This window comes from Chitinophaga pollutisoli, from assembly GCF_038396755.1.
Lineage (GTDB): Bacteria > Bacteroidota > Bacteroidia > Chitinophagales > Chitinophagaceae > Chitinophaga > Chitinophaga pollutisoli.
The window spans coordinates 4,804,908-4,827,613 of sequence record NZ_CP149822.1; the positions used below are offsets into that span (position 1 = coordinate 4,804,908).

The window sequence follows — 22,706 nt, forward strand, 5'->3', positions numbered from 1 at the left end:
TTACAGAAAAGCTGCGGGCTTATTATTTACCTGTTTATTATTGGCGGGCGCCGCAAAAGCCGGGGAAAACGACAAGTTCGTCCGCACCCGAGACGGCGTCATTTTGTACCCGGACGCGCGAACGTCCGGCGGGGTGCAGGCAGTGCGCCTGCAAGTGATAAGGGGCAACATCATCCGGGTGACGGCCTCGCCCGAAAAGACATTTCCCGATCCGAAGAGCCTCATGATTACATTCCAGCCGCAAACTGTTAAGTGGACGCTGGAAGAGAAGGGCGGGTCGCTCGTGCTGAAGGCCCCGGGCATCACCGCAAATATTTTAAAGCAAACGGGGGCGGTGTCCTTTACCGACCCTTCCGGCAAGCCGCTCATCGCTGAAAGAAGCTGGAACGGCCGCGCCGTGGCGCCTGTCGTGTTTGAAGGGCAGCCGTCGTGGAGCATCCGGCAGACATTCGAATCCGGGCCCGACGATGGGTTTTTCGGCCTGGGGCAGCACCAGGAAAGCATATATAATTATAAAGGCCAGCAGGTTTTTCTCTGGCAGAACAATACCGAAGTGGCGGTGCCATTCCTGCTCGGCGCGCGGAATTACGGCGTGCTGTGGGATAATTATAGCTACACGCTGGCAGGTGATGCGCGCGAGCTGATGCCGCTTTCGCGCCTGCGGCTGTTCGATAAAAATGGCAAAGAAGGCTGGCTGACGGCCTCCTACAGCAACGATCGCAAGCAGCCGGAGAACGCGGCGTTCACGAAAGCGGAATCCTTAATCGATTATGCCTGGCTGGACGATACGAAGAAGCTTATTCCCGAGGGTTTTCCCTTGCAGGATGGCGCGATCACCTGGGAAGGCAACATCGTTTCCGGGTTTTCGGGCGACCATCTTTTCCGCGTGGTATACGGCGGGTATGTGAAGATTTGGCTCGACGGCAAGCTGCTGGCCGACAACTGGCGCCAGGCCTGGAACCCGGCTTCCGTTTCGTTGCAATTGCCGCTGGAAAAAGACCGGAAGCATCATCTCAAAATTCAATGGACGCCCGACGGCACCGCTTCCTACCTCACGGTGAAGTGGCTGCCGCCCGCGCCGGCTGCTGACCGCGACGCTTTCACTTTTGCTTCGCAGGCCGGCCGTCAGCTCGATTATTATTGCATCGCGGGGAAGAACGCCGATGAAGTGATCGCCGGTTACCGTACGCTGACGGGCAAGGCGCCCTTGATGCCCCGCTGGGCGATGGGCTTCTGGCAAAGCCGCGAGCGTTACAAAACGCAGGAAGAAGTGCTGCAAACTGCCGCGGAGTTCCGCCGGCGAGGCATTCCGCTCGATAATATCGTACAGGACTGGAGTTATTGGAAAGAAGACGACTGGGGCAGCCAGGATTTCGATCCCGCGCGCTTCCCGGACGCCGATGCCATGATCCGCGACCTGCACGGCAAATACAATACGCGCGTCATGATTTCCGTGTGGCCGAAAGTGTATGAAGGGATCGACGTGTACCGGCAATTCGATAGGAAGGGCTGGCTGTATGCCCGCAACATCGCCGACCGGCAGCGCGACTGGATCGGGCAGGGGTATGTGTCCACCTTTTACGACGCCTTCAATGCTGATGCGCGCCGCGGGTTTTGGGATCTTTTACATACAAAATTATATAAGCGCGGTATTGACGCCTGGTGGATGGACGCCAGCGAGCCCGACATCCTTTCGAACGTATCGCCTGAAAAGCGGTTGGCGCAGATGACGCCGCTTTCCGCGGGGATTGCTGCCGAATACCTCAACGCCTATCCGTTGGAGAATGCGCGGGGGATTTATGAAGGCCAGCGCGCGGTGGATTCCATGAAGCGCGTGTTTTTGCTGACGCGTTCGGGGTTTGCGGGGTCGCAGCGATATGCGGCGGCGATCTGGAGCGGAGATATTGGTTCGAGGTGGGAAGATATGAAAGCGCAGATCATGGCGGGCGTCAATTTTTCGCTGTCGGGCCTCCCGTACTGGACGATGGATATCGGGGGATTTGCGGTGGAAAGAAGATACGAGCTCGGGCTGCCGTCGGACACGGCGGAGTGGCGGGAATTGCAGGCGCGGTGGTTCCAGTTCGGGACGTTTGTGCCGCTGTTCCGCGCCCATGGGCAGTTCCCGTTCAGGGAGGTGTTTAACATCGCGCCGGAAGGGAGCCCTGCTTATGAAACGATGCTGTATTACAACAAGCTGCGTTACCGGTTGATGCCATATATCTATTCGCTGGCGGGGATGACTTACCACCGCGACTATACGATGATGCGCGGGCTGGTGATGGATTTCCCAAATGATAAGTTATCGCGCGAGATCGGGGACCAGTATATGTTCGGCCCCTCGCTGCTGATAAGCCCTGTGTACGCATTCGGTGCGCGGGAGAAGGAGTTGTATTTGCCTGCGGGGCAGGGATGGTATGATTTGTATGCGGGAAAATATGAAGAAGGAGGGAAGCGCATCCGGGTGGATGCGCCCTATGAGCGGATGCCCGTATATGTGAAAGAAGGGGCTATCCTCCCGGCGGGGCCGGCTTTGCAATACACCGCCGAAAAACCGGCGGATACCATCACGCTGTTCGTGTATACCGGCAAAGACGCGGCCTTCGATATTTACGAAGATGAAGATACTACCTACGGATACGAAAAGGGACGATTCAGCAACATTCCCCTGCGGTATAACGAAAGCAAGGGCGAGCTTACGATCGGCGCGCGCAGCGGCCGCTTCCCGGGCATGCGGGAACACCGCATTTTCCGCGTGATCTGGGTCGGGAAAAACCGGGCGCATGGATTTGATCCTGCCGCAGTGGCGGATGTGGAAACCCATTACAACGGACAGGAAATTCGCGTCAAACGTTACCATCAACCAAAATAAACATCTCGGCTTATGACATTTGTAACACCACTATGCAACACCACGTAAACGATCCGCATCACGGCTGATCATCATTCCACAATTCCACTTAAAATGAAAAACATGCAACAAAAAATACCCTCAAAGGTACGGCGGACCGTATTCCGGAAAGCCGTCGCATTACTCTGTTTGTGCCTGCTGGGCGGCATGGCGGCCATGGCGCAGGTGAAAGTAACCGGCCGCGTGACCGACGAAGGCGGCAAGCCCCTGGTAGCGGCTTCCATCCAGGAGTCGGGCACGGGCAACGGCGTGTATTCCGACGAACAGGGGAACTACACGATTACCGTAAAATCCAATGCCGCACTGAATGTTTCCTACGTGGGGTACCTTACCCAGGTTGTTCCCGTCGGCGATAGGAACAGCATCGCAATCATCCTGAAAGTAAACCAGGACCTCAGCGAAGTGGTCGTAATCGGATACGGCACGGCCCGCAAAAAGGACGTGACCGGCGCCATCAACACCATTTCCAGCAAAGACTTCGGTAACAACTCCGCCACCACGCCCAGCCAGCTCCTCGCGGGCAAAGCCACCGGCGTGCAGGTGGTGAATGCCAGCGGTACGCCCGGCAGCGGCGCCAATATCGTCATCCGTGGCGTCGGATCCTTCACCAGTGTAAGCCCGCTCTACGTCATCGACGGTATCCAGGGCGACGCCGGCCTTTTCAATGCCATTAACCCCCAGGACATCGAAAGCATCACCATCCTCAAAGACGCCGCTTCCACCGCGATTTACGGCGCCGCCGCAGCCAACGGCGTGGTGCTGATCACCACCAAAAGAGGGAAGTCCGGCGCGCCGCGCGTCACCTTTTCATCGCAATGGGGCTTCGCCAAAAGAGGCAAGAAGCTCGACGTGCTGAACGCCGCGCAATACCACGAACTGGCGCAGGATTACGCCACCGCGCAATCGGCCACCCTGCCCGCCAAATTCAACAGCCCGGATATCGATATCACGCGCACCGACTGGCAGGATGCCATCTTCCGCACCGGCGGGCTGTCCAACAACGCGGTAAGCGTAAACGGCGGGACGGATCATATTTTGTATAATTTTTCCGCGGGCTACATCAACCAGGAATCCGTGGTGCAGAATTACCGTTACCGCGCGGCCAACTTCCGCATCGGTCTGGAGGAAAGGCTGGGCATTTTCCGTTTCGGGCAATCCCTCAGCGCGCAGTTCCTCCGCAATACCGGCAATTCCGCCGACCTCACGGCCGCGCTCTATATGCCGCCGTACTTCCATGTTTACGACCCCTCCCGCCAGGGAGGCTTCACGGCCGCCACGAACGTCCTCGACCTGAGCAATGCGGGCAACCCGCTGGCGCCCATCATGACTAAAGAATCCGTCAACCGGAATTATCTGCTGTACCCGCAGTTCTTTGGTGAGATCAGGCCTTTCAAATCGCTGCGCGTGCGCTCGCAGATCGCGCTGTCGTATGGCGGCAACAATACCAGCGATTACCAGCTGCCTTTCATCGACGGCAACGACCTGGCGACTGGCCGTTCCGCCACCGAATCGCATTCCAGCTTCAATTGGTACCTGCTCGAAAATTACGCCACCTGGAACCAGGGCTTCGGGAAACATAACCTGGAAGTCACCGTCGGAAATTCCTACAAAGACCGCGGCCGCAGTTCCTTCCTCCGCGCGCAGGGCACAGGAATCGCCAACGACCTGGTGCGCAATATTTCCGTGGCGCTGTCCAACACCGTAACCGGCGCCAATGCCGGATACGGTAACAACAACGTGGGAATTTCGTACTTCGGGCGCCTGGTCTACAGTTACAACGATAAATATGTGCTCACGGCCAGTATCCGCCGCGACGGCTCTTCCGTATTCGGCCCCGCCAACAAATTCGGGAATTTCCCCGGCGTGGGCCTGGCCTGGAATGCATCCAACGAAGAATTCCTCAAATCCGCCGCATTCATTTCCGACCTGAAAGTGCGGGTGAGCTGGGGTAAGACGGGGAACAACAACATCGGCGCGTTCCAGACATCACCGCTCACCTATAGCGGGAGCCCTACCGGCAACCTGGTATATAGTTTCGGCCCTGGCGAAGGTTTCTTTTCCGGTACCACCATCAACGCTATTTCCAATCCCAACCTAAAGTGGGAGGAAACCGTGCAAACTAACGCGGGCTTCGACCTGAGCATGTTCAACAACAAACTCGGCGTAACGTTCGACTGGTATCGCCGCAAGAACAACGACCTGTTGGTGAACGTGCCGATTCCCAACTCTACAGGCGCGGGCCCCGCTACGGGAAGTCCCACGCTGGCGAGCAACGCGGCTTCCGCGCAGAATACGGGCGTGGAGATGGCACTCAATTACAAGAACGAAACCGCGGGAGGTTTCAGCTATAGCATCGGCGTCAACGGAGGTTACAACAAAAACATCGTGAACTCGTTGGGGAACGAATTCGCCGCCCCCATCCGCGACGGCGCCTTCAACCAAAACAGCGCGGCTACCTACACGGCGAAAGGCCATCCCATTGGTTCGTTCTATGGCCGGCTGGTGGATCATGTCGCCATCGACCAGGCGGACATCGACCGGTACAACGACAATGCACGTAAAGCCACCGGCAATCCCACCGCCGTGTACCAGGCGGACGCCAAACCCGGTGATTTCCTTTTCCGGGATATCAACGGCAACGGCTTTATCGATGATGGCGATATGACCATTCTCGGCAACCCTATTCCTAAGTTCGTGTACGGCGGAACAGTGAGTCTGGGTTATAAAAATTTTGATTTCAATACGGCGTTCGCCGGCGTGTCGGGCGTAACGCTGTATAAAGAGCAGAATTACGTGCTGATGGGCACTTCGGCCCTGCACAACGTGAGCACGGAGATGCTCCAGCGCTGGCGCAAGCCGGGCGATGTGGCGAAGTATCCCCGCGCCGGGCAGAACCAGACGGCCAACCTGCAACCTTCCGATTTTTATACTGAGAAAGGCGATTACATGCGTGTAAGGATGATCACCGTGGGATACACTTTCCCCCGCAGTTTCCTGAACAGCTTCAGCAAAGGCGTGGTAAGCAGCCTGCGGCTGTATGTGTCGGGAGAAAACCTGATCACGCTCACTAAGTACAGCGGTTATGATCCGGAGATCAGCGCGCCTTCGGGCTCCAACTTCATCTTCGCGCGCGGCATCGACCGCGGGCAGTTGGGCCAGCCGAAAACAGTGTTGTTCGGATTGCAGGTAGGACTATAATTCCATCACACGAAACCATTTTCAACATGAAAAAGATAATCTCCATTATACTGACCGCGCTCGTGCTCGCAGGGTTCGGGTGCAGCAAGTCGAGGCTGGACGTGGAAAACCCCGGCGCTTACGGCTACGACAACTATTTCACGGGCGCCGCGCAGCTGAACGAAGCCGTGATCGCCACATACGCGGTACTGCTCCACAACGGGATGTGGTCGCGCGAATACTATTTTATTTTCGATCTTATGGGGAATGATGCGGAAAGGGATGCGCCGTTGCAGGGAGACATTCGTCCCCTTTCGGACTTTACTTTCACGCCCGCCAATAGCATATTGACGAACATGTGGGCGTCGATGTACCGGCTGGTGTTGCGTGCCAATGTGGTGATCGATAGGGCTACGGCCTGGGCGCCCGCTGCCGCAGCCGACCAGCAGTTGCAGAAGCAATATATCGCCGAGGCGAAATTCCTCCGCGCCTACGCGAATTTCCACCTGGTAATGCTTTGGGGCAGGGCGCCGCTGCGCAACAGTTACGATGAGAACATCGGCAACCTGTACCCGAAACGCAGTACTACCGCTGAAATCTGGACCGCCGTGGAAAACGATCTCAACGCCGCCATCCCCGATCTTCCTTTCCCGAAAGACCAGGCCGCCGGCGACCTGGGGCGTGTCTCCAAAGGCGCGGCCACCGCGCTGCTCGGGAAAGTGTACCTGTATCAGAAAAAGTGGGCCGATGCGCGTACCACATTACAACCGCTCACCCAGGCGCCTTACACCTACGCGCTGAGCGGAAGTTACGACGCCCTCTTCACCGAATCCAGCCAGTCTAATCCCGAGATTATTTTCCAGGTGATGCATGCCCGGTGGACCGACTGGGGTATCGGTAACCAGTATTATGTTTTTGGCGGACAGGAAACCTGGGGCGGCAAAGCCACCCACAGCGACCGCGCGCAGGAATACGGCTTCAACGATTGGCGGAACGTGTTCGTGTCCGAATCACTCGTGAAAGCGTTCAAATACACTACCCAGGCCGGGTTGCCCTACACCGATCCGCGCGCCAAATCGGTGTTCTATGGTGATGCGGCCAGCGGTGGCAAAACGGATTACTGCAACCAGTGCCCGGAAGGTACGCAGGCATATCCCTTTGCGGAAAGCCAGGGAGGTTACCGCTGGAGGAAGTACCAATATTATGAAAATGTGAAAAGCTATGGTGGGCCCGCGAGTGGTGTGAATTCGCTGGTGATCCGTTATGCGGATGTGCTGCTGATGCTGGCGGAAATATACATCCAGGAAGACAATGCCGAAGCCGCGCGGCCTTTCATCAACCAGGTACGCGGCAGGGTGGGGGCGTTCCAGTACACTACGCTCGGAAACAAAGCCAACGCCACCGCGATCCTCATGCGCGAGCGCCAGCTCGAACTGTCGGGTGAGCAGAGCCGGTACTTCGACCTGCTGCGCTGGGGCGTGATCAAAACCGTCCTCAACGCCGAACTGAAAGCACAGTATGGCGCGGAAACTTTCCAGGATAAACATGTACTGCTGCCCATTCCGCAGCAGGAAAAAGATACCAACCCCAATGTGGCGAATGATGTCGCCAATAGTTGGAACTAGGTGGAATCGTGTATTTTGGTGCAGGCAGGCCGTTGCGATTTATGGTCTGCCTGTTTTTTATTAGTTCATCCGCGGCTCGATGTAGAGCGTGTTGCTGGCCATGTCCCACTCAGAAACATGCGTGGGCGAAACTACCCGCAGCGATGGCTGGTCGAACGCTTTGGGATATAGCATGAGCGTGCAGATATCCGTGGCGGAGATGTATGGGGAATTGGATTTTCCGTGGATATGCCCGGAGGATTTGCGGCCATGGGGCACCATGAGCGGGTTGGTATGGAATTCGGTGCGGTTGACAAGCGTGTTGTTTTGGTCGAACTCCAGCAGGTAATCGTTCCCCAGCACGAAAACGTTGCTGCGCACGGGAACCGACATCACGTATACTTTCCGGGTGTTACCTTCCACGATGGGCACCACGGAAAAGTAGGTGTCGCGCACTTTTTTGAAGCCAGGGTCGGTCTTCAGCATGTCGGTTACCAGGTTCCAGAGTTCCCAGATGGCGGTTTCCTGGGCGGTCATGTGGCGGCCAACTTCCATGTGTGCGGTTTGCGGCCTGCCGGATGCGTCGAACCGGAAACTGGTGACCACGGGGTTTTGGCTGGAACCGCGGTGGGGCATGATCAGGGTAAACTCCTGGCCATTGCGGTAGCTGAGGTAATCGCTGGCGCGGAGCGATACGCGGCCCGTGGTATCGGCTTCTATCAGTTCGATACCGGTTTTGCAGATCTGGATGTGTTGGTAGAGGAGCATTCCTTCCGCACGGATGGAATCGGCGATCATCGCGAGGTTTTCCTGGGCGGAGGTGTGTACGGAACACACCGCTCCCAATGCGATCAACAGGATTTTCTTCATAGGATAGGATATAATACCCCGGAAATATACGATAATCCGGGAAACCTCATAGCCTCCGGAGGCAAATCCGTTAACCCAAACCCCGCATCCGTTAATTTCCTGTTCTTTACAGTCGTTTATTTCGTCAACTTCGTTGTCAAAGCAGAGGAGTTGTTCTATGATAACAGGTTGGATATTCGGCGCGGTCGCATCGGGGCTGTTGATCATGTGGGGGGTAAGATCGTATGGATGTACGGTCCGGCTGCGTAAACGATTGACGGCTCAGGCAGAACTGCTCCGCAAGCAAGGGGCTGAATTGGAGAGAATGGAGGGTTTGTTGGGATTGAAATTGTTGCAGGCGAGGCTCAACCCCCATTTTCTCTTCAACTCCCTCAATTCCATCCAGTATTTTATCAGTCTGGACGATAAAAAAACTTCCCTTCAATACATCGGGAGGTTTTCGGCGTTTCTCCGCAAAATGATACAGTTTGGCGACGAAACGGCCATCCAGCTGCACGACGAAACGGAACTGGTGCGCGATTACCTCTTGCTGGAGCAATATCGCTTCCCCGATCGTTTCGATTTCGTTATCATGACTTTAGGCGATGCCGGACTGGAAGAAGTGCCTCCTTTCCTTACGCATCACCTGGTGGAGGAAGCACTCTACAAAGGCGTGCTCCATCTCGACCGCTCGGAAAAAGGAATGATTCGCATAGAAGTAAGACCGGAAGGAGACAGTATCCGCATGGAAATCACCGACAACGGCATTAACGGGCATTTCGGAAAAGACATGGAAAGCCATGCCGCCATGCTCGAAGAACGCATCAACCGATTCAACGCCCTCCATACCCGGAACATCCGGCTCGAAAGCCGGAAGGCTGTCGACGGATCGGGGCGCGAAAACACGACCGTCGTCACCATCCGATGAAAAAAACACCGTATCTTGTTACCACCTCAAAACCCTTATATGAAATGCAAAGCGCTCATTGTGGAAGATGAAATCCTGAGCCGCGAGTTTCTTTCCAATATGGTCCGCGAGCACTGCCCGCAGCTGGAGCTCGCCGGCACCGCGTCCACTGTCGACGAAGCGGTGCAGATGATCGAAACCCTTTCCCCGCAGCTGGTATTCCTGGATATCGAAATGCAGACGGGCACGGGATTCGATGTGTTGCAGCGCGCTTCCGGCCATAAGTTCCACGTCATCTTCACCACGGCGTTCGACCACTACGCTATCCGCGCCATCAAATTCTCCGCCGTCGATTACCTCCTCAAGCCCATCGCCTACGACGAGCTGCAGGAAGCAGTCGCCAAAGCCCTCCGGCAAATGGAATCCACCGGCGAAGATAACCGCCTCGACCTCCTCCTTAAAAATATTTCCCGCCCCGCGGGCGACGATTTCTGCATCAGCCTTTCCACTTCGGAAGGCGTTGATTTCGTGCCGCTTTCGACCATCATCCGCCTCGAAGCCAAGGGCCCATATACCATCTTTTTCCTAAAAGACGGCCGGCAGATCATGGTGAGCCGCAACCTGAAAGAATACGAAAACACCTTGCAGGAATACGGTTTCTTCCGCATTCACAATTCCAACATCATCAACCTGAAAGATGTAAAACGCTGGGTGAAGACCGACGGTGGCTACGCCATCATGAGCGACGGCGCGATGGTCGCCATTTCCCCTAAAAAGAAGGAAGATTTCATGACATTGATGACAAAGCGGATGGTGTAAGCTGCCGCAGTTCTTCCATCGCCTGTTCCATCACTTGCCTGATTTTTTGCAGTTGTGCGGGCGCGGCTGTCCGGTTTTGCTGGAGGGCGCGCAATTCCGCGCCGATATGCTCTGCCAGTCCGAAAAAGCCTGCGGAAGTGCTCAGGGTATGCGCGATTTTGTAGAGTTGTTCCCCGTTGCCGGCGGCTGCGGCTTTTTCGAGGGCTTTGATGTCTTTGGGGGCTTGCTGCAAAAAGGTGCGGATCATCTCCTGCATGAACGCTGCGTTGTAGCGCGTTTGCTCACGGAGGAAGCGGAGATCCGCCACGGAAGCAGGCCGGTTGCCGGCGATGACGCTCAGCAGTTCCTGTTCGCGAAAAGGTTTGGACAGGTATCCGTTCATTCCCGCGGCGAGACATTTTTCCTTTTCACCGCTGAAAGCGTGTGCGGTGATGGCCACGATGGGGATCTGCAACGCCAGCTCCTCGCGGATCTTGCGGGTGGCGGCGTATCCGTCCATCCCGGGGATCTGGATGTCCATGAGAATAAGATCGACGGTATTCTTACGCAGCCAGGCGAGGGCTTTGGTTCCGCTGTTGACGCCGAATGCCGTGTAGCCGTTGTTTTCCAGCATGAGCCGGGTCATTTTTTGGTTGAGGACATTGTCTTCCACCACTAAAACCCTGCAACCCGCGCCCCCTGCGGCGGCAGCTTCGGGCTGGCGCTGTTCCCCGAACGACGCGGCTTTTACGAAAGGAAGTTTCACGATAAACTCCGTTCCTTTTCCCGGCTTGCTTTCCAGCGAAATGGAACCGCCCATGATCTGCGCCAGCTCCCGCGCGATGGCGAGGCCCAGCCCCGACCCGCCGAACTTCCGGGAGATAGCCGTATCTGCCTGGGTGAACCGCTCGAAAACGGCGGCCTGTTTGGCGGCGGAAATCCCGATGCCGGTGTCGCGGATACGGAACACGGCGCGCAGGGAATGAGGAGTGTCCGCTTCGACGGTACAGGTGATGGCGATGCTGCCTTTTTCGGTGAATTTGACGGCGTTGCCGATGATGTTGAGCAATATCTGGGACACGCGCATGCTGTCGCCCAGGAGCGGCTGCGCGAGTGGCTCGCTGATTGTGCAGGTATATTCCAGCTCCTTGCTGCGTACTTTGGGATCGAGCATGAGGCCAATGGCATGTAACATCTGCGGGATGTTCAGCGGCGCCGCGGCCACCGTGATTTTACCGGCGTCCAGCTTGCTGAGGTCCATGATGTCGTTGATGGTCGACAATAAATTGCTGCCCGACGTACAAATGGCTTCCAGGTATTCGTTCTGCCGTGACGACAACCGCGTTTTCTTCAACAGTTCCGTAAAACCCAGAATGGCGGTCAGCGGCGTTCGCAGCTCATGGCTCATGTTCGCCACAAACTCCGATTTCGCTTTCGACGAATCTTCCGCCATCACCCGCGCTTTTTCCAGTTGTTCTTCAATGGTTTTCCGGAGGAAGAAAGTCGGAATATCTGCCTGGCTCACGGAAGCCGCCGGGGCACCGCTTTCCTGCGATAATCTTTTGAGATGCTCGTTCATCTTATGCGGCGGCGACATCACGAAGGTGCATTGCGCGTCTCCCTTCGCGCGGCAGCTGACTTCCACGGCGGTGAGCGGCAGCCCGAAGCTTTCCTGGCACCAGCCCGTGGAATATCCCGCGCTCATGATGCATACCGGTGCATCCGATTTTGCGCCGGCCCGCACCCACGCATCCGCTTCAAACGAAAACGGATGGTGGTAATGCAGGAAATAATTATCGTCGGGCGTGGGCGAACTGGTGGGCAGGATGTCCACAAAAGCCCAGCCCGTATAAGCGAAATGCACCGGCCCCGCCGACAGGCGCGACAACGGGTCGGTGACATTCATTTTGGCGTGAAAAGCCTTGGCGTCGTTGATGCCGATGGCATGCGAAATATCGAACAGGAAATCGCGCCCGATACCGAAAGCCTCGATCTGGCTGCGGTCGGCATACAAGTGCATGATGCTGTCGAGAAAATCTTTGGAAAAAGCCGAAGCCCTCACCAATACATATCGCTCGTCCGAAATCTCGATGGTGCCTTCGGATGGGCGCATGCGGATGTCGGAGAAATACGCTTTCACTTTTTCTTCCGCAGCGCGGAAATAAGGACTGAACTCCGCCGGAACTTTGACGGAGGGGGCATCGGTAGTTGGCAGAGGATGCGGGGCGGAAGCGGCAGCTTCCAGTTCCCTGATCCGGTTTTTCAATGCTGCAATTTGATCAGTTGCTTTCATGTTTTTCAGGCAATGGCGTCTGCAGGACGAACGGCCGTCCGCGACCGGGGTATTTCCTTCGGGGAATCTCCCAGTAAAATACGATAATCTTTCGGGTTGATGGGCTTAAAAAATTCGTAAGGAATCCAACGGGTGGCAGTTGTGCGCAGGCCCATGTCCCGCATCAGCTGATCCAGATGCATGAAGTTGAAAGGCGCCACGCAGGTGCCACTGAACTCCCCGGCAATTGGCCGCCCTGTTTTCCGCCAGTTGTCCATATAAGCCATATCGTCGCGGATCTGTTCGGGAGCGGGAAGGCGCAAACTTCCTTGTGCGTAACGCAGCAGCCAATGGGCTGCCACTTCGGATGTGAGGGTAGTGAACAGGCTGGAATTGTATCCCACGAATCCAAGGTTCGGGACATTGGGGTGTACTATGTTGCGGAACAGTCGGAAGTGGCCTTTTTCGCCGATAATATGTTTGCGGTCTTGCTCGTCGAGGAAGTGCAGGGTTTGACGGAAGCCTGTTCCGCAAACAAGTAAGTCGGCCTGGATCGTGGAGCCGTTCGCGAGATGGATCGTATCGCCGTCGATCCGCGCGATTTTCGTTTGTTGCGCCCGGATAGCACCGCTTTTCACCTTTTCATAAAACCCGACGGGCGCCACGCCGAGGCTGCAGCTGATCTGGTCTTCTATTTTATGGGAAGGGAGCATATTACAGGCCTTGAGGTTGAATTGTTTTTTCAGCAACAATTCCAGTCCGCGCCATTGCATCCAGACCATCGGTTTGCCTGCGCTGTGCAGGAATTTCTGGAACGCGGTTTTGCGGGGTGCGTTGAAGAAAGCTTCGGAGAAGCGCGAGAAAAGCAGGTAACGCATATTGATGAGGTTGCCGAAGTAACGCGGTACTTTCCATTGTGCTTTTCGGAACAACAGGTGGCATTCGGTGGCGTTGTCGGCCGCCAGCGTGGCCACGTCGGTAGCGGATTTGGCGAATCCCACCACGGCAACGCGTTTGTTTTTCAGTATATCCGGACCGGCCACCTGGCTGGAATGGAGGATTTTTCCTTTGAACGTATCCGCGCCGGGGAAGTCAGGGATGCTCGGGGTGCTGAAAGTGCCGGTGCACACGGCCACGAAATCGAAAGTGAGCGTATCGGTTTGTCCGGACGGAAGGTCGGTGACATCGGCCAGCCAGGCGTGGTCTTCCCGCCGCAGCCACGAGACGGCCGTGTTGAAACGGATATTGGGCAGTACGCCGAAGTGTTCCGCGTAGGCATGGAGGTATAGCTGTACCTGTTCGCCTGAGGGCCAGAGGGGATAATCCTTGGGCATGGGGAAGTCGGAGAAGGCGTATTCGTCGCGGGTGGTTTGGGTGGCTACGCCATGATAGGAGCGGCTCTTTTCCCATACGCCACCGATGGCGGCGGCCTTTTCGATGATGGTGACGCGGTATCCCGCGCGGAGAAAGGTTTTCGCAGTAGCCAGGCCGCTCAGGCCTGCGCCGATGATGCCGATGTGTTGCATAACAGTGGGGTTTAGTACCGTGAAATTAGCGGTGCGCCCGCCGGTTCCGGCGGACCGATTAATGATTGCGGCCTCCCGGTTAACCCAAAAGCGGTTCCCGTTAATTGCGCTCCCCGCGACAGGGAACGTTGCCGCACTTTTACAAAAAAGTTACCCCATTATGTTAGCAACCACCTCTTCCTACCAATTCCTGCGCCGCATCATCAGCAACGGCGGCCCCGAAGCGCGCGAATACGCGGCGCTTAACGAAGTCTTCGAATCCATCGCCGCATCCCTCCGGGCCGGTGAGCTTTCGGAAACAGACAAAGCAGCCTTGTACCAGGGCTTTGGTTCCCACGAAGAAATCGGCCATACCATCCTCGGCCACGCACGCGCCAAACCCTTCGGCTACGCCGGCGATTTTCTCATCATCGATAAAATCTACCGCGAAGAAGTAACGGCCGACCGGCAACTCCGCAAATGGGACGAGTTCTGGCATCAACAACCCGCCACCCGCGCTGTCCGCAACCGCAAGGATTACTTCATCCGCATGATCCGCAGAACGCTCCGTGGCACAACATCCGCCAGCCTGCTCAATATTGCCAGCGGCCCCGGCCGCGACCTGGCGGAAGCCTACGCCCGCATCGATCCCTCGCGGCTGCGGACGATGTGTGTGGAAGCCGACGACAAGGCCATCGCATATGCCACGGAACTGAATGCGGCGCACCTGGACCAGGTGGAATTCATCCACCGCAATGTGTTCCGGTTCGATACCCACCAGCGATTCGATATCGTATGGAGCGCGGGCCTGTTCGATTATTTCGAAGACGGGGTTTTCGTTCGCCTGCTGCAAAAGATGATGGGATGGGCGAAACCCGGTGGCGAAGTAATTGTCGGCAATTTCGGCGACCATAACCCCACACGCGGATACATGGAGATCATCAGCGAATGGTACCTCATCCACCGTTCCGCTACGCATTTGCGCGAACTGGCGCTTCGTGCCGGCGCAGCTCCGGAAAAAATCAAAGTGGAGCGAGAGCCCGAAGGCGTGAACCTATTCCTGCATGTGAGCGTGTAATCATAGGCAAAGCCCGCGATTTTTTTTATTTTGGGACATCCTAACCAAACCCGGGATGTTCCACCATGCCAAACTATCGCAATTACCTCCGCCTCCTCTGCCTTGGATTGATACTGCCGGTTGCGGCATTCTCCCAGAAAGAAGACCGTAAACTTACCGCCAAACTCACGGAATTGGCCGGCGCCTTTCACGGCGAGGTGGGCATTTACGTCGAGCATCTCAAAACGGGCCGCTTCGTGGCTATCAACGCCGACACGGTATTTCCTACTGCCAGCATTGTAAAAGTACCGTTGCTGGTGGGATTGTTCGATAAAATCGAGAAAGGGGAGCTCAAATACCACCAGCCGAGGGTGTACCGCGATTCCGCGAAGTACGGCGGCTCGGGGATCATGCAGTTCTTTAAAGACAGCGCGGCCACGGAAGTGAGCGTGCTGGCCGCGCTCATGATGTCGTACAGCGACAATACCACCTCGCTCTGGAACCAGGCCCTCGCGGGCGGCGGCCAGCGCGTGAACGAGATCATGGAACAATACGGTTTCAAAAATACCCGCGTCAATTCCCGCACTCCCGGCCGCCAGGACATCTGGAAAATCTACGGATGGGGGCAGACCACACCCCGCGAAATGGCGCGCCTGGTCAAAATGATCTTTAAGGGGGAAATCATCAGTCCGGCAGCGAGCGACCGCATGTACCGCCTGATGTGCAGGGGATATTACGACGAATCCTCTCTATCCCAGATTCCGCCCTATGTGCAGGCCGCCCATAAAACGGGATCGGTAGACGCTACGCGGTCGGAAGTGGTGCTGGTGAATGCGCCGCACGGCGATTATGTTTTCCATGTAGCCACGAAAAATAATAAGGATCAGCGTTGGGCGGATGACAATGAAGCCGTGGTCCTGATCCGCAACGTTTCCGCCGTGATCTGGAATCATTTTGAACCGAAGAGCAATTGGAAGCCGTTGTATACGGTTTACAAGTGATTCATTTCGTAGACTTTCTCGAGGAGATCGATCTTTTCCTGCTCCGGCATGTCCGGGGCTTTGATCATGCAATTAAAGAGGAGATTGCCGCGGGTGCCGAACAGGAAATACATGTTCTGCTGCCCGTTTTTCGCTTGCCAGCAGATATAGGCTTTTTCACGGTTTTCAGAGAGCTTGCGGACGGTCATACGGGCTTCGTCGCGAAGCGTGCGGCTGTCCCAGTTGTAATAGGCAAGGGCATTTTCAAAATCGGTGCGCTCGCGTACGAATACATCCAACGCTTCGCCGGGCATGACGCAGATCGCTATAACGGTGGAGTCGGCATTGGTGAAAGTGACTTGTTGCTTCGCGTCGCGCACGCCTTCCCGGATAAACCATTCGCCGGCAAGACGGAGTTCAGGCTGGTAACGGTTGTATTTCACAACGGTGGTGTCCTGTACGGCGTGGAAGGCGTAGCTGAATTCGCTGCAATCGGTGGTATCGGTCAGTTCGAGCCGGCCGTCCACCAGTTTGCCATGGAGGTATGTGGAAGTACCTCCGGCCTGCCCGGTAGTGATGGCTTTTTCGTTGGAGAGGTGCATGACCAGCTGGCCATCCTGCACCGTATAGGTCCCTTTTTGCGCGTATTTCCTGTAACGGCCGAACCATCCCGCCACGCTCCGGGCGTCGTCGGATGTCACGGATTGCAGAATTACTGCCCCATCGGGGTAAAAACGAAGGTAAGTGTGGACGTCTGCGGATTGATCGGACACATGACCGGTCCTGGCGGAATAAATGCCGTCAAAATGAAGGTTTTGCGCCTGCAGAACGGGGGTCTGCATGACGAAAACACACACGAGAGCTAAGATACGCGCTGGCATATGATGTAACAGTTATAGGTAGTCTGAATGTTGAATTTAATTTACAACGAATTTTCCATATAAAATCATGTTCGTGTCATCGTTTCGGAAACAAATTTGTTGCTGATTTGTAAAGTCTTGACATACTAATACTTGCCGCATGGATTTTCACCCTATTGCAACCGATGAATTGCTACGGCAGTTCGGGACAAACCCCTCTGCGGGCGTTTCCCCTGAAAAAGCGGAACAGCTCCTGGCCGAGCACGGGCCCAACGAACTTTCCGCCACCCAACGGGAATCTCTTTGGCTGATCCTCCTCCACCAGTTCATGAGCCCCGTGATTTACCTCCTGCTCATCGCCATGGGCATGTCCCTGTTCTTCCGGGAGTGGCTGGACGCCATCGCCATCGCCGTGGTGATCCTTCTCAACGCCCTCATCGGCTTCATCATGGAATTCCAGGCGGAAAAAGCCATGGACGGCCTCCGGCAGATGACCACCCAAACCGCCCGCGTGCTCCGCGGCGGCAAAATAACCGAAATCCCCTCCACCGCCATCGTCCCGGGCGACCTCCTACTGCTCGATGCCGGCGATATGGTCCAGGCCGACGGCCGCCTGCTCGAAGCCACGAGCCTTCAGGCCGACGAGTCCGCCCTCACGGGTGAATCCCTCCCGGTCGACAAATCCCCCGGCGAGCTGCCGGAAGACACGCCCCTGGCCGAAAGGTCTAACATGGTATATAAAGGCACCTTCATCCGCAACGGCAATGCCAGGGTGCTGGTGACGTCCACCGGCATGAAAACCGAGCTGGGGCATATCGCGCACCTGGTGGCAGGGGCGCAGAAGTCCGCCACGCCGCTGGAAAAGAAGCTGGAAAGCTTCAGCAAGCGCCTGATCGGCATCACGGTGGTGATCGTTATCCTGATCTTCGGCGCGGGCGTCCTCAACCAGGTGCCCATCCTGGAAATGCTGAAAACCTCCATCGCGCTGGCCGTGGCGGCCATCCCCGAAGGCCTGCCCGTAGTGGCTACGCTCAGCCTGGCAAGGGGGATGATCAGGATGGCGCGGCAAAATGTAATTGTCAAAAAACTCTCGGCTGTGGAAACCCTCGGCGCCACCACGGTCATCTGTACCGATAAAACCGGCACCCTCACGGAAAATAAAATGCAGGTCACCGAAGCGCAGCAGCCCGGAGCCACCTGGAAGCAGAGCGAAGAAGCCCCGGAAAACGACGCCTTCCGCCTGCTCCGGGAAACGGCCGTATTGTGCAATAACGCCATAATCGACGGTGATAAAGAAATCGGCGACCCCATAGAAGTGAGCCTCCTGCAGTTCGCGGACGAAACGGGAGACAACGCGGAGATCATCCGCGAAGGCTTCAAAAAGCTGGATGAAGCCCCCTTCAACTCCGACACCCGCGTGATGGCGACGCTGCACCAGGGCGAGGAGCAATTCCGCGTGTCCGCCAAAGGCGCAACGGAAGACTTGCTCGGCTACTGTACCGCAATCTGGAAAAACGGGGCGCTGGCGCCGCTGTCCGACGAAGACCGGCAGTTTTGGATGGCAGCCACGGAGCAACTGGCGGCATCGGGACTTAAAACCCTCGGCTACGCCATCCGGGAGGCGAACGACCAGCCCGGGGAAATGCTGGAAGAACTGGTGTTTCTCGGCATAACTGGTTTCATGGACCCGCCGCGCGCCGGCGTAAAAGAAGTGATCCGGGAATGTCATGGCGCGGGCATCCGGGTGCTGATGCTCACGGGCGACCATCCCGCCACGGCGGCCACGATCGCGCGGCAGCTGGATATCGTGCGGGAAGGGCAGAAGCCCGTGGTAACGGGGCGCGAGTTGGAGAAAGCCCCGGAAGTCTGGGAAAATGCCGCCGTTTTTGCGCGGGTTAGCCCGAAGCAAAAACTAGACCTGGTGAACGGTTTGCAGGAAGACCATCACATCGTAGCCATGACGGGCGACGGCGTCAACGACGCGCCGGCGCTCAAGAAAGCGGATATCGGCATCGCAATGGGCATCCGGGGCACGCAGGTGTCGCAGGAAGTGGCGGATATGGTGCTGAAAGACGATGCATTTGCATCCATCGTGATGGCGGTGCGCCAGGGTAGGGTGATCTTCACCAATATCCGCCGGTTCATCATTTTCCTCTTGTCCTGCAATTTGAGCGAGCTGCTGGTTATCGGGCTGGTCGCCACTTTCAATATTCCTTTCCAACTGGTGGCGATTCAAATTCTTTTCATCAACCTAATCACAGACGTGTTTCCCGCTATGGCATTAGGTTTTACGGAAGGCGACGCTACTGTGATGCAGAAACATCCCCGCGACCCGCGCAAGCCTATCCTCAGCCGCAACGGCTGGACTTGGATCTGGGTGTATGCCGCCGTCATCGGCGGAAGCGCCCTCGGCGCAGCGTTTACGGCGGAATATTTCCGGGAAGGAGCGACGGATGTGATGGCGGCGAACAACGTACTTTTCTACACGCTCATCCTTTCCCAGCTCCTGCACGCTTTGAATATGAAAGAGCCGCGCGAGAAGTTCCTCGGCGGCCCGGTGATGCGTAACAAATATCTCATCGGATCGATCTTCCTCAGTGCGGGCGTTACTTTGCTCTGCCTCTTCATTCCTCCCGTAGCGAAAGCATTGCGGTTGCAGATGATGCCGGCGATAGACTGGTGGCTGACGCTGGGTTTCAGCGTGGCGTCGTTGCTGGTGGTGCGTTTGTTGTCGGGGATTTTTATGCGGAAATAATCAATAAATGGAAAAATCCGGCCATTCGCAGTTTTCGGAGTAATAGCAACTGAGTGTTTTATGCGTATGCCTCCAGTCGAGGCAATAAATAAAGCATGCGAAAACATCAGTATCCTCTGGCACAAAGCTGATGCCTTTAAATTTTAGTTTGCGCATCATCTGGATGTGCGGTGGAGCCGGGTCCTGCCCGTCGATGAAAGCGTCGTGAAACTGGGGCTGCAGCGTCTGCAATACTTTTTCAGCGTATTGCGCCATAATGCCGCCGTCTTCCTGCAAAGCCTGGGCTTCAATAAGCGACCTGTTTTGCTGGTCGAGTTCATCGATACGAGCCAATATATTTTCGACTTTAACGAGCAGCGCTTCGGAAACGGGCGCGCCTGTAAAGGTAAGGTCCACATTTAGGTAATCGTCTTTCCAATCCTTATAAATGTCGTAAAAGGATGCCGGGTTTTCCTGGTCGATCGCCCCGAAACCGTTTATGTAGTAGTCCATATGCGACAGGTTTTCTTAAAAATAGCATAGTAGGACTATTTCCAGGTATGTATGCGGCAGTTTAGGGTGTTGGCATGGCGGTTTGACAGGTTGTAAAGCAAAACGGCCCCGTTTCCGGAGCCGCCTGCAAGCGATAGAAGAAAAGATTATTCGGACCGCAGGCTCTTGACGGGGTCCGTCATCGCCGCGCGGATGCTTTGTGTGCTGATGGTAAAAAGTGCGATGCTCATGGCGCCGATACAGGTCAGGGCGATCGTCCACCAGGAGATATCGGTCCGGTATTCATAACTGTTCAGCCAGCGTTGCATACCGAACCAGCCTACCGGAACGGCGATCGCCAGGGCGATGAGCACGAGGGCGGCGAAGTCGGCAGACATGAGCCGCCACAGGCTGAACACCGAAGCGCCCATTACTTTCCGCACCCCGATCTCCTTGGTGCGTTGCTCCGCCATGAAACTCGCCATGCCAAAGAGCCCCAGGCAACTGATAAAGATCGCCAGCACGGCGAAATAGGCGGACAACTGGCCAATTCTTTGCTCGGAAACGAACTTCAATTTGTATTGCGCGTCCACGAAATCGTACATAAATGGCATGCCGGGATTATGTTTCGCGAAAACAGCTTCCAGCTTTTTCAGCGATTCCGCCGTGGGTTTATCCGGGTTCAGGCGCATCAGGAACACGTTGCCGCCGCCACCGTCGATATGCCAGATCGTGCGGAATATCGGTGTATACGGCGATCCCATCAAAATATCTTTTACCACTCCTACGATAATATAGGGCTTACCGTCTTTCTTAATGGTTTTGCCGATGGGATCTTTCAGCTGCATAAACGCTACCGCGGATTCGTTCAGGACAACGCCGTTGGAATCGGATGCAAACTGTTTCGAGAAGTCGCGGCCCTGCACTACCTGCCATTGCACCGCCTTGCCGTAATCGTGGGATACGTCCACCGCCGCGAAATTGCCCTGCGCACCCGGCGCCATTCCCTCCCAGGTGTAACCGTTATTGATCATCTGAACGTTGTTAGGCGGCCCCGAAGCATTGGCGACTTCCGTCACCGCGCCGGACGCCATCGCGTCATTGCGGATCACATCATAGTGCGAGCGCAATTCGTTGGTGGACATGAATGTGTACACCAGGCCTTCCCGGTTATAGGACACCGGCCGGTCCTGCGCGTGGCGGATTTGTTTGAAAACGATGATGGTGCCGATGATGAGCACGACAGACACGGTGAATTGCAATACCACCAGCGCCTTGCGCGGGATGGCGGCGTTGCGGCCCGCTTTGAACGTCCCTTTCAATACTTTCACCGGTTGGAATGAAGAAAGATATAAAGCGGGATAACTGCCTGCGAGCAAGCCCGTCAAGAGGATAATCGCCACGCCTGCCAGCCAGAACACCGGTTCACCGAACGGCATGGACATATGCTTGCCCGCCACGGTATTGAACGCGGGAAGGGCTGCCTGTACCAGCGCTACCGATAAAACGAACCCGAAGCATGCGAGCAGGGTGGATTCGCAGAAGAATTGCATGATGAGCTGCGTGCGATGCGAGCCCACGGCTTTCCTGATCCCCACTTCCCGCGCGCGCTTTTCGCTGCGGGCGGTGCTGAGGTTCATGAAATTGATACAGGCCAGCAGCAGCACGAATATGCCGATCGTCCCGAAAAGCCACACAGAGCTGATTCTCCCGCCGATATTCTTTCCGTTTTTCCATTCACCGTATAAATGCCAGTTAGCCATGGGCCAGAGAAACACCTGTGCGTTGAAGGCTTTCTCCTCTTCGCGGACTTTTTCCAGCTTCACGTTCCGGATTTTCGCTGAAACCGTTGCCAGGTCTGCATGATCGGCCAGCTGGGCGTAAGTTTGCGTGAAATTCGAACGCCAGGGGTTGTCCATTTCCCGGATCCAGGGATTGATGTTGAGGAACAATGACCATGGACAGATGAACTGAAGGTTGCCGAACTCCGAATTCTCTGGAAGGTCTTTATATACGCCCGTTACTTTTACGGGCATTTGGTTGTTGAGTTTGAGTATTTGACCGAGGGCTTCCTTGTCGCCAAAAAATGCCTGTGCGGAAGTTTCGGATAATAGGATGGAATTCACATCTTTCAGTCCGTCGCGGGTTCCCGTTATCATCTCCAGCGATAGCATTTCCGTAATCCCCGGTTCGAAGAAGGTGCCCACGCGCGTCTGTCCTTTGCCATCGTGGGAGAGCACATAACCGTCGTTCCAGCCAGCCTGTACAATGTGCTTGAAATCGCTGCCGTATTTTTCCCGGATGGCCTCGGCCATGAGCCAGGGATTGGCCGTTTGGGTGTTGGTGACGCCGTTGAACGTTTGGTGTTGCATCACCTGTACAATCCGGTCGTAGTGTTCGAAATTTTTATTGTAAGTCAGTTCATCGCGCAGCCAGAGCCCGATCATCAGGGCAACAGCCATACCGATCGACAATCCCGCGATATTGATCAGTGAGAAGGTTTTGTTTTTCAGGAGATTCCTCCAGGCGATTTTAAGGTAGTTGCGGATCATATGCTACGATG

At 56.0% G+C, this 22,706-nt stretch carries 14 protein-coding genes; 8 read left to right on the forward strand and 6 right to left on the reverse strand.

Going from position 1 to position 22,706, the window contains the following annotated elements:
* Positions 1-40: 40 nt before the first annotated feature.
* The 3 genes from WJU16_RS20465 (at position 41) to WJU16_RS20475 (ending at position 7,710) form a co-directional block, all read left to right on the forward strand.
* The gene (locus WJU16_RS20465; RefSeq protein ID WP_341835267.1) at positions 41-2,869 is read left to right on the forward strand and encodes a TIM-barrel domain-containing protein; all 2,829 of its coding nucleotides are present in this window, start codon (positions 41-43) and stop codon (positions 2,867-2,869) included.
* Between the two features lie 102 nt (positions 2,870-2,971).
* Positions 2,972-6,106 carry a TonB-dependent receptor gene (locus WJU16_RS20470; protein ID WP_341835268.1) on the forward strand — a complete coding sequence of 1,045 codons (3,135 nt, stop codon included), beginning with the start codon at positions 2,972-2,974 and terminating at the stop codon, positions 6,104-6,106.
* 26 nt (positions 6,107-6,132) lie between these two features.
* Positions 6,133-7,710, forward strand: coding sequence for a RagB/SusD family nutrient uptake outer membrane protein (locus WJU16_RS20475; protein ID WP_341835269.1), 1,578 nt, complete (start codon positions 6,133-6,135; stop codon positions 7,708-7,710).
* Between the two features lie 60 nt (positions 7,711-7,770).
* Here WJU16_RS20475 and WJU16_RS20480 read toward each other — a convergent pair whose 3' ends face one another.
* Positions 7,771-8,559 carry a hypothetical protein gene (locus WJU16_RS20480; RefSeq protein ID WP_341835270.1) on the reverse strand — a complete coding sequence of 263 codons (789 nt, stop codon included), beginning with the start codon at positions 8,557-8,559 and terminating at the stop codon, positions 7,771-7,773.
* Between the two features lie 304 nt (positions 8,560-8,863).
* Here WJU16_RS20480 and WJU16_RS20485 point away from each other — a divergent pair, with 304 nt between their 5' ends.
* Positions 8,864-9,466 (forward strand): histidine kinase, encoded by a 603-nt coding sequence (locus WJU16_RS20485; RefSeq protein WP_341835271.1) that lies wholly within the window; start codon positions 8,864-8,866, stop codon positions 9,464-9,466.
* A gap of 39 nt (positions 9,467-9,505) precedes the next feature.
* Positions 9,506-10,264, forward strand: a complete 759-nt coding sequence (locus WJU16_RS20490; RefSeq protein ID WP_341835272.1) for a LytTR family DNA-binding domain-containing protein — start codon at positions 9,506-9,508, stop codon at positions 10,262-10,264.
* On the opposite strand, the gene WJU16_RS20495 is transcribed toward WJU16_RS20490, so the two are convergent.
* Together WJU16_RS20495 and WJU16_RS20500 are read right to left on the reverse strand one after the other, a co-directional pair.
* On the reverse strand, positions 10,233-12,536 hold the full coding sequence (locus WJU16_RS20495; protein WP_341835273.1) for a response regulator: 2,304 nt from the start codon (positions 12,534-12,536) through the stop codon (positions 10,233-10,235). The two genes, WJU16_RS20490 and WJU16_RS20495, sit on opposite strands and share 32 nt — an antisense overlap.
* A gap of 5 nt (positions 12,537-12,541) precedes the next feature.
* Positions 12,542-14,041, reverse strand: a complete 1,500-nt coding sequence (locus tag WJU16_RS20500) for an NAD(P)-binding domain-containing protein (RefSeq protein ID WP_341835274.1) — start codon at positions 14,039-14,041, stop codon at positions 12,542-12,544.
* A 160-nt stretch (positions 14,042-14,201) separates the two neighbouring features.
* Between WJU16_RS20500 and WJU16_RS20505 the strand changes: the two genes are divergently transcribed.
* Together WJU16_RS20505 and WJU16_RS20510 are read left to right on the forward strand one after the other, a co-directional pair.
* Positions 14,202-15,098 (forward strand): class I SAM-dependent methyltransferase, encoded by an 897-nt coding sequence (locus WJU16_RS20505; protein ID WP_341835275.1) that lies wholly within the window; start codon positions 14,202-14,204, stop codon positions 15,096-15,098.
* Positions 15,099-15,163: 65 nt separating this feature from the next.
* Positions 15,164-16,078 (forward strand): serine hydrolase, encoded by a 915-nt coding sequence (locus tag WJU16_RS20510; RefSeq protein WP_341835276.1) that lies wholly within the window; start codon positions 15,164-15,166, stop codon positions 16,076-16,078.
* On the opposite strand, the gene WJU16_RS20515 is transcribed toward WJU16_RS20510, so the two are convergent.
* Positions 16,069-16,938 carry a hypothetical protein gene (locus tag WJU16_RS20515; protein ID WP_341835277.1) on the reverse strand — a complete coding sequence of 290 codons (870 nt, stop codon included), beginning with the start codon at positions 16,936-16,938 and terminating at the stop codon, positions 16,069-16,071. The two genes, WJU16_RS20510 and WJU16_RS20515, sit on opposite strands and share 10 nt — an antisense overlap.
* A gap of 139 nt (positions 16,939-17,077) precedes the next feature.
* Between WJU16_RS20515 and WJU16_RS20520 the strand changes: the two genes are divergently transcribed.
* Positions 17,078-19,672, forward strand: a complete 2,595-nt coding sequence (locus WJU16_RS20520; RefSeq protein ID WP_341835278.1) for a cation-translocating P-type ATPase — start codon at positions 17,078-17,080, stop codon at positions 19,670-19,672.
* On the opposite strand, the gene WJU16_RS20525 is transcribed toward WJU16_RS20520, so the two are convergent.
* Both WJU16_RS20525 and WJU16_RS20530 read right to left on the reverse strand, forming a co-directional pair.
* Entirely contained in the window at positions 19,673-20,164 is a 492-nt protein-coding gene (locus WJU16_RS20525) for a hypothetical protein (protein ID WP_341835279.1), read from the reverse strand. It lies immediately after the preceding gene.
* 146 nt (positions 20,165-20,310) lie between these two features.
* Complete coding sequence (locus tag WJU16_RS20530; RefSeq protein WP_341835280.1) at positions 20,311-22,695, reverse strand: ABC transporter permease; 2,385 nt, start codon at positions 22,693-22,695, stop codon at positions 20,311-20,313.
* Positions 22,696-22,706 lie beyond the last annotated feature (11 nt).